Origin of the sequence: Azoarcus sp. TTM-91 (assembly GCF_012911025.1) — a bacterium.
Taxonomy (GTDB): domain Bacteria; phylum Pseudomonadota; class Gammaproteobacteria; order Burkholderiales; family Rhodocyclaceae; genus Azoarcus.
In genome coordinates this window covers 20456-36457 of sequence record NZ_WUEI01000043.1, presented here as the reverse complement: position 1 = coordinate 36457, position 16002 = coordinate 20456, and the positions used below count along the sequence as shown (strand labels likewise).

Here is a 16002-nt window from a genome sequence, read left to right as displayed (position 1 = left end):
CTGCAGGACACCCCGCCCAGCCCGCTGCCGCGTGTGCTCATCGGCATCCTCGTCACCGCCTTCGCCGTGCTGCTGCTGTGGTCCATCTTCGGCCACATCGACACCGTGGCCACCGCCACCGGCAAGATCATCCCCAGCACCCGCGCCCAGATCATCCAACCCATCGAAACCGCCGCCGTGCGCCGCATCCACGTCGCCGACGGCCAGACCGTGCAGGCCGGCGACCTCCTCGTCGAACTCGACGCCACCGCCGCCGGCGCCGAAGACGCCCAGGCCCGCGAAGCCTGGGCCACCGCCCGGCTCAAGGCCGCCCGCGCCGTGAGCCTGCTCGACAGCCTCGAAGGCCCGCATGCCGGCAACCGCCTGCCCACGCTCCCCGCCCTGGACGACGTCCCCGCCAGCCGCCACCTCGCCGAAACCTAACTCCTCGCCCGCCAGTTCGCCGAATACCGCACCCGCGTCCAGGCCTTCGACGGCGAAATCGCCCGCGCCCAGGCCGAACACGCCGCCACCCGCGAACTCGTCGCCAAACTGGACGCCACCCTGCCCATCGCCCGCCGCCGCGAAGCCGACTACAAGAACCTCGTCGACCGCGCCTTCGTCTCCCAGCACGGCTACCTCGAACAGGAACAAGCCCGCATCGAGATCGAACGCGACCTCGCCTACCAGCGCGCCAAACTCCTCGAACTCGACCAGACCATCGCCCAGGGCCGCGCCAACCGGGCCGCCTGGCAAGCCGAATTCCTGCGCGGCATCAGCGCCGAGCGCACCGAAGCCGAACAACAAGCCGCCAGCCTGCAAGCCGAAGTCGCCAAGACCGAAAACAAATCCCGCCTGATGCGCCTCACCACCCCGGTGGCCGGCACCGTCCAGCAGCTGGCCATCCACACCGAAGGCGGCGTCGTCACCCCCGCCCAGCAACTGATGGTCATCGTCCCCCACGACTACGCCGCCGAAGTCGAAGCCGTGCTGGAGAACAAGGACGTCGGCTTCGTCAAGCAAGCCCAGCGCGCCGAGATCAAGGTCGAAACCTTCCCCTTCACCCGCTACGGCACCCTCCCCGCCGAAGTGAGCTTCATCTCCAACGACGCGGTGGCCGACGAGCAGCGCGGCCTGGTGTTCCCGGTGAGGCTGAAGCTGGAGCGCGCCACCTTGCAGGTGGACGAGCGCACGGTGAATCTGGCCGCCGGCATGGCGGTCACCGCCGAGATCAAGACCGGGCACCGGCGCGTGATTGAGTATTTCCTCAGCCCCGTCCTGCAGACCGTCGATGAGAGTCTGGGCGAGCGGTGATGCAAATTTTGCTTTTTTACTTGGACAGATAAATGAAAAGCGATCAGAGCGAAATAGTTAATAAACCACATCCTAACGAAGAGACACAGCAAGAGGACTTGACCAGCGACAACGAGAAAGGAATACGACGCGGCGACTTAATTGGAGCAACCTTACTGTCCATACTTCTTGCCACCCTAGCCGCTTTAGCCTTGTGGCTCGCGACACCGATGAGATTTGGCTATCTCTTGACCGCCGCATTCATTATTGCAATTTTCCTAATTTTTAAATTCTTGGTTAACCCAAGAAAAAGCAAATAAAGACCATCGAGGAAAACATGAGCACTAGCGAGAACGCTGACAGCCTTGGCGCAATGAGCAACCTTTTTGCGGCAATAGACCTCCTCTGGTCTGCCACTATCGACAAGCTCTCTGGCCTTGAAATAGGCACAACAGCAACGACAAGCTATGGGGCCGTGGCTGCCGGACTCGGAATAGCTGAGCAATACGCTATTTGGGAAAGCTCAGATAAAGAGCTAAGTGACCTAGAGCGGTTTTCGGTAGGTCTTGGATCCAATCTACCAGGCTTTCTGGGATTTATCTTCGTTCCCAAAAAACTATTTGATGAAAATTTTGATCAGGGAGAAAATGAGGCGGAAAATCCAGCAAAACTCATTCGGCCTAGCACTCAGAGCCTCCCTAGTTTCCCTTCGAGAAAAAAAGAAGCCCCTTCATCCAAAATCCGCCATGAAAAAATTCATTATCAACACTCTAATTACAACGATCACCTTAATTTTTATAGCTGCGATACGTTTCAATATCGACTGGCTTTCAGAATCAAACACCCCTGCATCTTTCACAGACACATTGCGTCGCCTCATTACCGGCGCAGCCCTCACCGGCTCATCGCTCTTCGCCTTAACTAAGACGATAGCTGAAAGAAAAAACAACCAAGTACTACTTGATCAACTTTCAAGAATATCGGGGCATTTACTCTACTTCCTACTCACAGCAGTAGCAGGATTTTTTTTCTTCTTCTCCTTTTTTCCAGTGAGATAAAAAATGGGAAATCTGATAATTACCGTGGGTGAGTATGCTGCAAATGGGGGAGACGCCTGGAGCGCAGGAAAGTCGCTAGCAAACCAAATGGGAGTTGACATCAATACTGCCGGCAATTTGCTTCAGCTTGTCGGCGCAATCTCAAGTCAGCTAGGAGCGGTCCCTACAAGCGTTGCAGCGAATCTAACCAGCCTGCAGGCTAATTCCTTATTGGCGGCCGATGCAGCATCAAAGGGAGACTTTGGTGCTCTGGGCGAAGCCATCCTAGGCGCTGCGTCCAACTTGGCAAATCTAGCGGCCTTATCGAATATTCCACAACTCAGAGCCCTTGCTGTTGTACTTTCAGCTGCAGCCTACATCTACAAAGAGCGCTCGGCAATTTCTGCATCAATCAGCGAGCCAATCGAGAAGCTTCTAGATATTCCACTCGACCTTTCTTATAAAGACATCCAGGGCCAGTCGGGAGAACGCATAATTCGTGATCAAATCACCTACAGCTTCAACCAAGCCCAAACCACCACCTCCCCCCTGATCCTCGACCTCGACGGCGACGGCGTCGAAACCACCTCGCTGACCAACGGCGTCTTCTTCGACCATGACGGCAACGGCTTCGCCGAGCAGTCCGGCTGGGTCGGCAAGGACGATGGATTGCTGGTTCTCGACCGCAACGGCAATGGCTCCATCGATGGCGGTTCCGAGCTCTTCGGCAACAACACCACGCTCGCCAATGGCAATAAAGCCGCCAACGGCTTTGCCGCATTGCGCGAGCTCGATTCCAACCTGGACGGCGTCATCGACGCCAACGATGCCGCCTATGCCAGCCTGCGCGTCTGGAAGGATGCCGACGGTGACGGCATTACCGACGAGGGCGAACTCCTCCCCCTCGAAGAGGCCGGCGTCGCCCGCATCGCGCTGAACTACACCAATACCGCCACCACCGACGCCAACGGCAATCAACATCTGCAGACCGGCAGCTTCACCCGCGCGGATGGCACCACCGCCACCGTCACCGACGTCTGGTTCCAGAGCGATCTGGCCAATACCCTGGACACCCACCTCGTCGCCATCAGCGACGAGATCGCAGCCCTCCCCGATGTCGTCGCCTTCGGCAACGTCCACGACCTGCGCCAGGCCATGGCGCGGGATGAATCTGGGCAATTGCAGGTGCTGGTCGAACAGTTCGCGCAGGAAACCGATGTCGTTGCCCGCCATGCTTTGCTGGATCAAATCCTCTTCGCCTGGACCGGCTCAGACCAATACAGCGCAAGCAGCCGTGGCGCCTACCTGGCCGATGGCCGCAAGCTCTATGTGCTGGAAACCTTTCTCGGGGAAACCTTCACCCAGGGCAGCGGTACGAACGCCGGCACGCCCAATCCCGGCCCGAATGCCGCCGCGGAGCTCATGGAAGCTTATGCGTCCCTGGCTGACTATGTTTATGGCCAGCTCATGCTGCAGAGCCATTTCGCACCGCTGATCAATCTGCTGGAGATCAAGATCAACGACGGCAGCCTTGGGTGGGATGTCACCGCGCTGGTGGCAACACTGCGGGAACAGTATGAGAACGACCATATCCTCGGCCTCACCAATCTGAGTGAATTCAACAGGGCTCTCGAATCAAGCGGCAGCGAAACCGCCAACGCCATTCTTCTGGCATTGCAGGCCGAGGGTTCCCTACAAGGCTCCTTGTTCGATCTCTACCTGGCAGCGGCAGGCAAGGAGCTTCTAATTGGCTCCACAGCCAATGACCAGATCAGCGGCGACAGCGGCGCTAATGTCATCATCGCCGGCGACGGCAACGACACCCTCAGCGGCAACGACGGTGACGATGCCCTCTACGGCCAGGCCGGCAACGACTCCCTCAATGGGGGCAATGGCAACGACACCCTCGATGGTGGCGCCGGCAATGACGTCCTCAATGGCGGTGACGGCAACGATGCCCTGTTCGGCGGAGACGGCAACGACCTCCTCAACGGCGAGGCCGGCAACGACACCCTCGACGGCGGCACCGGCAACGACACCCTCAACGGTGGCCGTGGCAATGACACCTACCTCCTGCGCGCAGGCTCCGGCATCGACGTCATCAACGCCTACGATCTCTACAACGTCGCCACCGACGTCGTCCGCTTCGAAGGCATCAACGCCGACGGACTCACCGCGCTGCGCACCGAAGGCACCAGCCTCATCATCGAGTACGGCAACGGCGACCAGGTCTCCCTGCTCAACTACTACACCAGCGCGTACTACCAGGTCGGCTCCTTCCAGTTCGACGACCTCACCCTGACCCCCGCCCAGCTCTTCGCCCGCTACCCCATCACCCTCTCCGCCAACGCAGACGCCCTCGGCTTCGGCGGCGGCGCCGAAACCGTCTTCGCCGGCGACGGCAACGACACCCTCAGCGGCAACGACGGCGACGATGCCCTCTACGGCCAGGCCGGCAACGACTCCCTCAATGGGGGCAATGGCAACGACACCCTCGATGGCGGAGACGGCAATGACTATCTAGCAGGTGGCACAGGCAACGACACCTACCTCTTCGCCCGCACCGGCGGCCAGGACATCCTCTACGACTACGACACCACAACCGGCAACACCGACGTCCTCGCCTTCGGTGCCGACATCGCCGCCGACCAGCTCTGGTTCCAGCGCAACGGCAACAATCTGGACATCAGCATCATCGGCACCACGGACAAGGTCACCGTCAGCAATTGGTATGTGAGTAACGCCTACCACGTCGAACAGCTCAAGACCGCTGATGGACTGACCTTGCTCGACAGCCAGGTGAACGCCCTGGTATCGGCGATGGCCGCCTTCGCGCCGCCCAGCTCCGGCCAGACCACCTTGCCACAGGGCTACCAGGACGCCCTGTCGTCGGTCATCGCCGCCAACTGGCAGTAATGGACAAAGGGCCGGCACCTCCGAGGGTGCCGGCCCTTTTCATCGTTCGTTGAGACCTCGATGCTTTCTCCTGCAATACGTCCGATGCAGTCGGCGGAATCGCTAATAGACATGAAGAGCGCATGCGGCCACTTCTCCAGCCATCCTCCCGGCAATTCGACTCCAGCTTCGCAGATGCTGGATGAGCACTTCAGGGAACGGTGATGCGAATCCTCGTCATCCACCAGAACTTCCCCGGCCAGTTCCGTCATCTCGCCACGAGCTGGGCCCAGACGCCCGGCTGGCAAGTGCTCGGCATTGGCCGCGACACTGCGCCCGGCCTCCCTGGTGTCCAGTGCTTGCGCTATCGGCTGCACCGCGCGCCCAGCCAGGATCAACACCACTACCTGAGGCAGATGGAACAGGCGGTTCTCCATGGTCAGGCCGTAGCGCGCGTCCTGTTGAAACTCAAGGCCCAGGGCTACCGCCCGGACGTCGTGCTGGCCCACCCCGGCTGGGGCGAAACGCTCTACCTCAAGGATGTCTATCCAGACGCACGCCTCATCCACTTCTGCGAATGGTTCTACGACAGCCAGGGCGCCGACTGGGCATTCGATCCTGAGTTTCCCGTGAGCTTCGACGACCGCGCCCGCATCCGTACCTGGAACGCCCTGCATACGCTGAACCTGGAGAACTGCGACGCCGGCGTCACGCCCACCCGCTGGCAGCACAGCCGCCACCCCGCGGCCTATCGCGACAAGATTTCCATCATCCACGAAGGCATCGACACCGAAGGCCTGGCGCCGGACCCGGCCGCGACCTTCACCCTGGACAACGGCCTGACCCTGCGGGCCGGCGATCCGGTCATCACCTACGTCGCCCGCAACCTCGAACCCTACCGCGGCTTCCATCAATTCATGCGGGCGCTCGAGCTCATCCAGCGCCACCACCGCGGCTGCCATGCCCTGATCGTCGGCGGCGACGACGTGAGCTACGGCCGGCGCCCCAAGGACGCGCCGAACTGGCGCGAGAAGATGCTCAGGGAAGTCCGGCTGGACCCGGCCCGCACCCACTTCCTCGGCAAGCTCCCCTATGACCGCTATCGGAAAGTGCTGCAGGTTTCCGCCGCCCACCTCTACCTGACCTACCCCTTTGTGCTGTCCTGGTCGATGCTCGAAGCCATGGCCAGCGGCTGCCTCCTGATCTCCTCACGTACAGCACCGGTGGAGGAGGTCATTCGGGAAGGGGAGAACGGGGTGATGGTTGATTTCTTTAGGCCAGAGGAGATTGCGGCACGGGCATTGGAGGCAATTGAGTCGCCCGCTAGCTTCATTCATCTGCGTGAATGCGCTCGGAGCGAGGTCAGTCGTCAATACAGCCATGCACAGGGATTGGCAGATTTCATCGCGTTCATGAGGAAAGGCGGAGCCGCGACGCCCCCCTTCTCTCCAGGCCAGAGCACTCACGTGACCGAATCTCTACTCCCGACCTCCGCGCAATCATGAAATACAGAACTGCTGCCATCGCCTCACTCGCTGCCTTCTCGGCACTTTCTCTATTCGCCGTCGTGAAGATTAAATCCGGCAATGAAGAAGAACCGAATTACGCCACCAGCACGGTAAAGGTGGAAATCCATGGGATCGAGCTGGACATCCCAGCCAACTACATCTACATGAACACCATGGAGAAATACAAGAAACTAAGACCCATTCCCAAGGAGCGGAAAAAGCTCGGCGCAGTGACAATTGAAGCCCTCCTCCCCGACCTGACTCCCTACAAGAAGGAAGATGACGCCATATGGCGCCAACGCGGATTCGGAAGAAGGATAAACATCACCATCGCCAGGCCCTACGGGGGAGAAAACTGGTTCGAAACTGCGCTGGAGTCTGCGCCAAGATTCGCATCGAAACAGTTCTCCATAGAAAAGGGAAACAACAACGTCGTGCAGGTCTTCGTAGGCAGTAATTTCACTGATTACTATTCAAGAACCCCCAGAAACCTCCTAACCTCCTGCACCAACCCCAGCAAACTTCCTTACCGGCACTGCACAGCGAAGTCCATCACAGGAAATGGCTTGACCGCTGAATACTCTTACTCCGAGTCGTATTCCAAAGACTTCGTCGAAATTGACAATCGAGTACAAGGCCTTATTTCCTCCTTCTTTATCAATAATTGAAACCAAGGAACTCAAATGACTCTTTCAATAACCCCCGAGCAGTTTGCAATAGCTGAGGCATACGCTGCAAACAATGACTACGCAAATGGTTGGAAATACCTTGCATCAATCGGGGACCAATATGCTGAAACCGCCTATCCGGTGGCATCAGGTGACTATAGAAGCCCCCTGGACGCCGCCTTCTACCGCCTCGTTCAGAACCATTGGGAAAACGTGGCAGGAAAACAGGCAATCAGAGACCATTTTGAAAGTGTTGCAGCACAACACTACGCTCAATACATCAAATACATATATGGGAATAACTACAACCTCCCGGATTCCAAACAGATAGAGAAGAGCTATCGAGATGCGGTAACAGATGCAAACCTCCCCCCCCGCCGTAGCATTTGATGGAGTTTTCACGCGCAGTCTGGGGGAGTTATTCAATGTATTCGTCCCTGGCGATAAAACAATCGACTGGCCAGACTTTCTCTGGATTGAAAGCGAGCGCCAGGTTCCGTCGGATGTATTCGATGACATCCCTATTAGCGATGCCTTCGCAACACTCATAGAAGACCTTGTCGATACCTACTATGATTTGCGCCGAGAGGGACAGGAGGAGGCCGCCAAAACCCTCATCGATCTTCTCGATACAATCACAGACGCGGTCAACAATCTTGCTCCCAATCCCAAATGGCTCGGGCTTGGATACGACGAAGTCATTCGTACCGAGCTGACCAACCATTTTAACCAAGCCCAAACCACCACCTCCCCCCTGATCCTCGACCTCGACGGCGACGGCGTCGAAACCACCGCCCTCACCAACGGCGTCTTCTTCGACCATGACGGCAACGGCTTCGCCGAGCAGTCCGGCTGGGTCGGCAAGGACGATGGATTGCTGGTTCTCGACCGCAACGGCAATGGCTCCATCGATGGCGGTTCCGAGCTCTTCGGCAACAACACCACGCTCGCCAATGGCAATAAAGCCGCCAACGGCTTTGCCGCATTGCGCGAGCTCGATTCCAACCTGGACGGCGTCATCGACGCCAACGATGCCGCCTATGCCAGCCTGCGCGTCTGGAAGGATGCCGACGGTGACGGCATTACCGACGAGGGCGAACTCCTCCCCCTCGAAGAGGCCGGCGTCGCCCGCATCGCGCTGAACTACACCAATACCGCCACCACCGACGCCAACGGCAATCAACATCTGCAGACCGGCAGCTTCACCCGCGCGGATGGCACCACCGCCACCGTCACCGACGTCTGGTTCCAGAGCGATCTGGCCAATACCCTGGACACCCACCTCGTCGCCATCAGCGACGAGATCGCAGCCCTCCCCGATGTCGTCGCCTTCGGCAACGTCCACGACCTGCGCCAGGCCATGGCGCGGGACGAGTCCGGGCAATTGCAGGCGCTGGTCGAGCAGTTCGTGCAGGAAACCGATGTCGGTGCCCGCCATGAGTTGGTCGTACAGATCATTTATCGCTGGACTGGCGTTCAGAATATCGACCCTGAAAGTCGAACAGCTGAACCTTATGGAAACTACATTGGCGATGCTCGAAAGTTGGAAGCACTTGAGGCGTTTCTCGGAGAGGAATATTTCGGCACATGGTGCAATGGGATTCAAGCCGACCCATCCAATCCGCACTCTAAAGCAGCGCCACTCCTGCTGCAGGCCTTCACCGAATTGGCTGACTATGTCTACAGCCAATTGATGCTGCAAACTCATTTCTCCCCGCTGCTCAATCTATTGGATATCAAAATCGAGGGGGACGGCCTTGGGTGGGATGTCAGCGCACTGGTGGCCGTGCTTCGGGAACAGTCTGAAGCCGACCAAACCCTCGGGCTCCTGACCCTTCAAGAGTTCTTTCACGCACTCGAATCGGCCGGAAGTGAGGCAGCCGGAGCCATCCACGCCGCACTGCGAGCTGCAGGATCAGTACAGGGCTCCACATTCGACATTTGCCTTGCCGAAGGTGGCAAAGAATTAGTAATTGGCTCCGACGCAAGCGACCAGATCAGCGGTGACAGCAGCAATAACACCATCCTTGCCGGCGACGGCAACGACTCTCTCAGCGGCAACGATGGCAACGATACCCTTTACGGCCAGGCGGGCAACGACACTCTCAACGGGGGCAACGGCGACGACACCCTGTACGGGGGTGACGGCGGAGACTGGCTGTACGGCGGTAACGGCAGCGATGTCCTCGACGGCGGTGCAGACAATGACCGCCTCTATGGCGGCGCAGGCAACGACACTTACCTCTTCGGCCACGGCGACGGCGACGATGTGATCGCCTCGGAATACGACGCCTCCTCGGGCAAACACAACGTGCTGCAATTCAAGGACGGGGTGGCGCCGGAGGAAGTGAGCGTGCGCCGGTCGGGTAACAGCTTGGTCCTCACCCTGGCCGGCAGTACCGATCGAGTCACGGTGAATGACTTCTTCTTGGGCGACAATCCATCGAACGCCTACAACTCGGTGCAGTCGGTGCGCTTTGCCGACGGCACAGTGTGGGCGCAGAGCGACCTCGTCGAACGGGCACTGGCCGGTACCGATGGAGCGGACTCGCTGGTGGGCACAGTTGCTGCGGACATGCTCAACGGCGGGGCGGGCAACGACACCGTCAACGGGGGTAACGGTGATGACACCCTGTACGGGGGTGACGGCGGAGACTGGCTGTACGGCGGTAACGGCAGCGATGTCCTCGACGGCGGTGCAGACAATGACCGCCTCTATGGCGGCGCAGGCAACGACACTTACCTCTTCGGCCACGGCGACGGCGACGATGTGATCGCCTCGGAATACGACGCCTCCTCGGGCAAACACAACGTGCTGCAATTCAAGGACGGGGTGGCGCCGGAGGAAGTGAGCGTGCGCCGGTCGGGTAACAGCTTGGTCCTCACCCTGGCCGGCAGTACCGATCGAGTCACGGTGAATGACTTCTTCTTGGGCGACAATCCATCGAACGCCTACAACTCGGTGCAGTCGGTGCGCTTTGCCGACGGCACAGTGTGGGCGCAGAGCGACCTCGTCGAACGGGCACTGGCCGGTACCGATGGAGCGGACTCGCTGGTGGGCACAGTTGCTGCGGACATGCTCAACGGCGGGGCGGGCAACGACACCCTCAACGGCGGCCGCGGCAACGACACCTACCTCTTCGCCCGCACCGGCGGCCAGGACACCCTCTACGACTACGACACCACAACCGGCAACACCGACGTCCTCGCCTTCGGTGCCGACATCGCCGCCGACCAGCTCTGGTTCCAGCGCAACGGCAACAATCTGGACATCAGCATCATCGGCACCACGGACAAGGTCACCGTCAGCAATTGGTATGTGAGTAACGCCTACCACGTCGAACAGCTCAAGACCGCTGATGGACTGACCTTGCTCGACAGCCAGGTGAACGCCCTGGTATCGGCGATGGCCGCCTTCGCACCGCCCAGCTCCGGCCAGACCACCCTGCCGCAGGGCTACCAGGACGCCCTGTCGTCGGTCATCGCCGCCAACTGGCAGTAATGGACAAAGGGCCGGCACCTCCGAGGGTGCCGGCCCTTTTCATCGTTCGTTGAGATCCCGATGCTTTCTCAATCCACTGGTCCTCTAGCGCCGACAGCCTGATTCAATCTGACCTGGCCTGCCCCATGCACCGCGCCTGCCCGCCAGGCGCAATCAGCGCATCTCCCCCGCGATCCACACTCCCTTCACCTGCATGTATTCCTCCAGTTGCTGCGTGCCGGATTCATGGCCGAAGCCGCTCATCTTGTAGCCGCCGAAGGGCAGCGCGGGGTCGAGGACGTTGTAGCAGTTGATCCACACCGAGCCGGACTGCAGGCGGCGGGCGAAGGCGTGGGCGCGGCCGACGTCGCGGGTCCATACGCCGGCGCCGAGGCCGTAGGGCGAGGCGTTGGCGCGGGCGAGGACTTCCTCGGCGCTGTCGAAGGGCATGGCGGCGAGCACCGGACCGAAGATTTCCTCGCGGGCGATCCGCATGTGGTCGGCGACGCCGCCGAACACGGTGGGCGCGAGGTAATTGCCGGCGGCCAGGGCGGCGCCGGCCGGGCGGTCGCCACCGGCGAGCAGGCGGGCGCCTTCTTCCTGGCCGGCGGCGACGTAGCCGCGCACCCGCTCCAGTTGGCGGGGCGACACCAGCGGGCCGATTTCGGTGGCGGGGTCCAGGCCGGGGCCGACCTTGAGGCCGGCGGCGTAGCGCGCGACCCCGGCGACGAAGTCGTCATGCACCGCGCGCTCGACGAACAGCCGGGTGCCGGCGCTGCAGACCTGGCCGGCGTTGGCGAAGGCGGCCCAGGTGGCGGCCGGTACCGCGGCTTCCAGGTCGGCATCGGCGAAGACGATGTTGGGCGACTTGCCGCCCAGTTCCAGCGACAGCCGCTTCAGGTTGCCGGCGGCGGCCCGCATGATGGCCTGGGCGGTGGGCACCGAGCCGGTGAAAGCGATCTTGTCCACGCCGGGGTGGGCGGCCAGCGCGGCGCCGGCATCGTGGCCGTAGCCGGGCACGACGTTGAGCACGCCCGGCGGCAGGCCGGCCTCCAGCGCCAGTTCGGCGAAGCGCAGCGGCGACAGCGGTGCTTCTTCCGAGGGCTTGAGCACCAGGGTGCAGCCGGTGGCGAGCACCGGGCCGGCTTTCCAGATGGAGGCGATGAGCGGGCCGTTCCAGGGCACGATGGCGCCGACCACGCCCACTGGCTCGCGCACGGTGCAGGCGAAGAGATCGCTGGCGGTGGAGGGCGTCACCGTCTGGCCGTAGAGCGCGGTGGCCATGCCGGCGTAGTAGCGCAGCAGGCCGAGCAGCCAGTCCTTGGCGCCGCGGGTGTGGCGGATGGGCGCGCCCATGTCCAGGGTGTCGAGGATGCACAGTTCCTCGAAGTTGGCTTCGACCAGGTCGGCCAGCCTGAGCAGGATGCGCTGGCGTTCGGCCGGGCGCATGCGGCCCCAGGGACCGTCGAAGGCGGCGCGGGCAGCGGCGACCGCGCGGTCGATGTCTTCGCTGCCGGCGCGGGCGACGGTCGCCACCAGCTCGCCGGTGGCGGGGTCGCGGCTGTCGAAGGTCTGGCCGGATGCGGCCAGGGTCCACTCGCCGCCGATCAGCATGGGCTGCGGGCCGGCGGCGAGGCGGGTCTTGATGGCGGCGATGAGGGTGGGGTCAGGGGCATTCATAGGGGGTTCCTGCGGAAAGGGGAGTTCCTGCGGAGAGCGAAGCTGAAGGGCGTGGGGCCGCCACCGCTCGGCACCAGCGAGCGCCGAAACCGGCGAAGCAAAGTGGCGGGAAGGCTCGATCCGGTCATCGAGCGGGCGGCGACGTTGACTGCCGGGTCTTCCCATTTCGCCTGGGGCAAGCGCTCCGACCTCGCCCCAGAGCGCCGCCCCAAGGGCGTTTGTGCATCTCGCTGCCGCTTCGGCAGACCGGAACCCGCCAGCACAGCCTCGGCGACATCCGCGCCAGCAAACCGTGAGCAACCGGCCCGGAGCAGGCCGCGCACCCCGCCGCCCGGATCGTTCAGGCCGCCGCGGCAAGGCGGGCGAAGCCTTTTTCCAGGTCGCGGATGAGATCGTCCGGGTCGTCCAGGCCGGCGTGCAGCCGCAGCGCCGGGCCGGGGTCTTTCCACTCGGTGGCGGTGCGCAGCGTGGCCGGCCAGGTGGGCACCACCAGGCTCTCGTAGCCGCCCCAGGAATAGCCCATGCGGAAGAGCTCCATGTGGTCCAGCATGGCGGCCAGCTGCGCCTGCGAGCAGGGCTGCAGCACCGCACCGAAGAGGCCGGAGGCGCCGTGGAAGTCCCGCTTCCACAGCGCGTGGCCGGGGTCGTCGGACAGCGCCGGGTACATCACCCGCGCCACCTCCGGCCGCTGCTGCAGCCAGCGCGCCACCTGGGTGGCGGTTTCCTGGTGGCGCTTCATGCGGATGGGCAGGGTGCGCAGGCCGCGCAGCGCCATGTAGACGTCGTCCGGGCCGCCGCAGTAGCCGGAGCCGGAGGCGGTTTTCTTCACCGGGATGAAGGCGGCCTCGGTGCACACCGCCACACCCAGCATCAGGTCGGAATGGCCGGAGATGTACTTGGTGGCGGCATGCAGCGACACGTCCACGCCATGATCCAGCGGGCGGAAGCACAGCGGCGAGGCCCAGGTGTTGTCCATGATGGTGGTGATGCCGCGCTCCCGGCAGGCGGCGGCAACGGCCGGCACGTCCACCACCTCGAAGGTGAGCGAGCAGGGCGACTCCAGGTAGACCACCTTGGTGTTCGGCCGGAACAGTTCGCGGATGCCGGCGCCGATCAGCGGGTCGAAGTAGGTCACTTCCACGCCGAAGCGGCTGAGGAACTCGTCGCAGAAGGCGCGCGCCGGGCCATACACGCTGTCGATGATGAGCAGGTGGTCGCCCGCCGACAGGAAGGCGGTGAGCGAGGCGGCGATGGCGCCCAGCCCGCAGGAGGTGACCACCGCGCGGTAGCCGCCCTCCAGCGTGCTCACCGCGTCCTCCAGCGCGCGGGTGGTGGGCGTGCCTTCGCGGCCATAGGTGAATTGCTCGAAGGCGCCGCCGGCACGTTCGTGGCGGGTGTCGATGAGCTGCTCCACCGTTTCGAAGATGAAGGTGGAGGCGTGGTAGACGGGCGGATTGACCACGCCGTGGAAGCGCTCCGGGTGGCGGCCGGCGTGCAGGGCGACGGTGTCTATGCCGTAGCCGGCAAGCGCGGGATCGCCGCCGGGCGGCAGCGCTGCGGCGGAAGGGGCTGGGGTATCGCTCATGTTCTCTCTGTATTTGGTTCGTTCTGGTCCGGGGCTGTGGCTTGCGGATACGCGCTACCTTCGGGCCGGCTTGCTTGCGCCGCAGCGCCGCTACACCACCGTGCCCGCATCCACCACGATGTCCTGCCCGGTGCACATGCGGCCGGCGTCCGAGGCCAGGTGCAGCACCGCGCGGGCGATGTCTTCGCCTTCCACCAGGCGCCCGAGCGCGCTGCCGGCGGTGAAGCGCTCCAGCACCGCCTCGTAGCTCAGGCCTTCGCGGTCGGCGGATTGCTGGAACAAGCGCGTCAGCCGCGGGCCGGCGACGCCGCCGGGCGAGACCAGGTTGGCGGTGATGCCGTGCTCGCCCACTTCACGCGCCACCGATTTCACCAGCCCGCGCAGGGCCCACTTCGAGGCGGCGTACAGCGCCGAGCCGGCCACGCCCTTGTGGCCGTAGGTACCGCCTATCACCACCACCCTGCCCTGCTTGCGCGCCACCATGGCCGGCAGCACGGCGCGCAGGGCCAGCATCACGCCGAGCACGTTGATGTCGAAGCAGGCGTGGTAGTCGGCGGCATCGCACTCCCACACCGGCTTGCGCGGGCTGCCGACGCCGGCCACGCACAGCAGCAGGTCCACCCTGCCGAAGCAGGCCAGTGCGGCCTGGGCGGCCAGGTCCATTTCATCGCTGGCGGTCACGTCCGCCGCCAGGGCCAGCGCTTCGCGGCCCAGTTGGCGGATCTCCGCCGCCACCGCATCGCCCGCCTCGCGGTCGCGGCCGACCAGCGCCACGTTGGCGCCGGCCTGGGCCAGCATCAGCGCCAGTTCGCGGCCCAGGCCGCGGGTGGCGCCGGTGATGAAGGCGACCTTGCCCTGCATCGCGCCTGCCTCTGCCGGCGCTTTCTCGCTTGCGGCCATTTCGATTGTTTCCATGTCAGTTGCTCCGCCGCGTGCCACAGAGGCCGAGCTGCGCCGCGGATGGCGAGGGCAATGGGCCCGAGAACGCGTTCATCCCGCTCAGCGCCCCCACTCGATCACCGCCACCTCGAAGGCGATGGTGAGGGTGAAGAACACATACGCCGCGCTGGTGCTGGCCAGCACCGCCGCCCACATCAGCGCGAAATCCTGCCGGGCGTAGGCGTCCAGCATCAGCGAGCCGAGGCCGGGCGCGCCGGACAGCCATTCGGCGAACATCGCGCACAGGATGGCGGTGCCGGCGGCGATGCGCAGGCCGGTGAAGAGGAAGGGCAGCGCGCACGGCAGGCGCACCTTGAGCAGCGTCTGCCAGAAGCCGGCGCCGCAGGTGTGCATCAGCTCCATCAGGTTGCGCCCGGGCGCCTGGAAACCCTTCTTCGCCGCCAGCATGATCTGGAAGAAGGTGAGCAGCACCACCATGCCGACGGTGTTGCCCTGCTCGCGGCCGAACACCAGCACCAGGATGGGCGCCACCGCGATCATCGGCACGGTGCGCATCAGCAGGATCAGCGGCATCACCACCCGGTCCAGCAGCGGACAGGCGATGAAGCCCACCGCCAGCAGCGTCGCCAGCACGAGGCTGATGGCCATGCCGAGCAGGGTGGCGAACACCGTCCAGCCCACCGCACCGGCCAGCATTGCCCCCTCGCGCGCCATCGCGGCGAAGCACTGCGCCGGGCTGGGCATGAGATAGGCCGGCACCTGGAACACGCTCACCAGCACCTGCCACAGCAGCAGCGCCAAGGCCAGGCAGGCGAGGTAATTCACCAGCCGCGCCAGCGTTACCCGCAAGGGCGCAGGCAGGCCGCGGCCCAGCGTGGCGCGGCGGATGGCGCCCAGTGCGGGGCTGCCACGCTTGCTCAAGGTCACCGCGCTCATCGCACCGCCCTCCCCGGCCGGCCGGCAGCCGACGCCGCCC

12 protein-coding genes and 1 pseudogene are annotated in these 16002 nt (G+C 63.2%); 9 read left to right on the top strand and 4 right to left on the bottom strand.

Features of this window, described 5'->3' with window-relative positions; translation table 11 throughout:
- The 9 genes and pseudogenes from GRF61_RS13240 to GRF61_RS13200 all read left to right on the top strand — a co-directional run.
- A partial coding sequence (locus tag GRF61_RS13240; RefSeq protein WP_169151111.1) for a biotin/lipoyl-binding protein occupies positions 1-423 on the top strand: 423 nt, incomplete at its 5' end.
- A gap of 15 nt (positions 424-438) precedes the next feature.
- Positions 439-1293: pseudogene (locus GRF61_RS13235) on the top strand (HlyD family type I secretion periplasmic adaptor subunit); the annotation flags it as partial.
- 32 nt (positions 1294-1325) lie between these two features.
- Positions 1326-1592, top strand: a complete 267-nt coding sequence (locus GRF61_RS13230; protein WP_169151110.1) for a hypothetical protein — start codon at positions 1326-1328, stop codon at positions 1590-1592.
- 17 nt (positions 1593-1609) lie between these two features.
- A complete protein-coding gene (locus GRF61_RS13225) occupies positions 1610-2197 on the top strand; it encodes a hypothetical protein (RefSeq protein ID WP_169151109.1) in 588 nt (195 codons plus the stop codon).
- A gap of 415 nt (positions 2198-2612) precedes the next feature.
- A complete protein-coding gene (locus tag GRF61_RS25055; RefSeq protein WP_169151108.1) occupies positions 2613-5225 on the top strand; it encodes a calcium-binding protein in 2613 nt (870 codons plus the stop codon).
- 203 nt (positions 5226-5428) lie between these two features.
- Positions 5429-6709, top strand: a complete 1281-nt coding sequence (locus GRF61_RS13215) for a glycosyltransferase family 4 protein (protein ID WP_169151107.1) — start codon at positions 5429-5431, stop codon at positions 6707-6709.
- Positions 6706-7380: a hypothetical protein gene (locus GRF61_RS13210; protein WP_169151106.1), complete on the top strand. Its 675-nt coding sequence runs from the start codon at positions 6706-6708 to the stop codon at positions 7378-7380. The genes GRF61_RS13215 and GRF61_RS13210 overlap by 4 nt, the downstream gene beginning before the upstream one ends.
- A 15-nt stretch (positions 7381-7395) precedes the next feature.
- Positions 7396-7770, top strand: a complete 375-nt coding sequence (locus tag GRF61_RS13205) for a hypothetical protein (RefSeq protein ID WP_169151105.1) — start codon at positions 7396-7398, stop codon at positions 7768-7770.
- On the top strand, positions 7739-10882 hold the full coding sequence (locus GRF61_RS13200) for a calcium-binding protein (protein ID WP_169151104.1): 3144 nt from the start codon (positions 7739-7741) through the stop codon (positions 10880-10882). Before GRF61_RS13205 ends, GRF61_RS13200 begins: the two co-directional genes overlap by 32 nt.
- Before the next feature lie 153 nt (positions 10883-11035).
- Here the strand turns inward: GRF61_RS13200 and GRF61_RS13195 are convergent, their stop codons facing one another.
- From GRF61_RS13195 to GRF61_RS13180, 4 genes are all read right to left on the bottom strand, one after another.
- Positions 11036-12541 (bottom strand): aldehyde dehydrogenase family protein, encoded by a 1506-nt coding sequence (locus tag GRF61_RS13195; protein WP_211165940.1) that lies wholly within the window; start codon positions 12539-12541, stop codon positions 11036-11038.
- 340 nt (positions 12542-12881) lie between these two features.
- On the bottom strand, positions 12882-14126 hold the full coding sequence (metC, locus tag GRF61_RS13190) for a cystathionine beta-lyase (RefSeq protein WP_169151103.1): 1245 nt from the start codon (positions 14124-14126) through the stop codon (positions 12882-12884).
- A gap of 90 nt (positions 14127-14216) precedes the next feature.
- Complete coding sequence (locus tag GRF61_RS13185; protein ID WP_211165939.1) at positions 14217-15041, bottom strand: SDR family NAD(P)-dependent oxidoreductase; 825 nt, start codon at positions 15039-15041, stop codon at positions 14217-14219.
- Positions 15042-15125: 84 nt separating this feature from the next.
- Positions 15126-15962: an ABC transporter permease subunit gene (locus GRF61_RS13180; protein WP_169151102.1), complete on the bottom strand. Its 837-nt coding sequence runs from the start codon at positions 15960-15962 to the stop codon at positions 15126-15128.
- Positions 15963-16002: the final 40 nt, after the last annotated feature.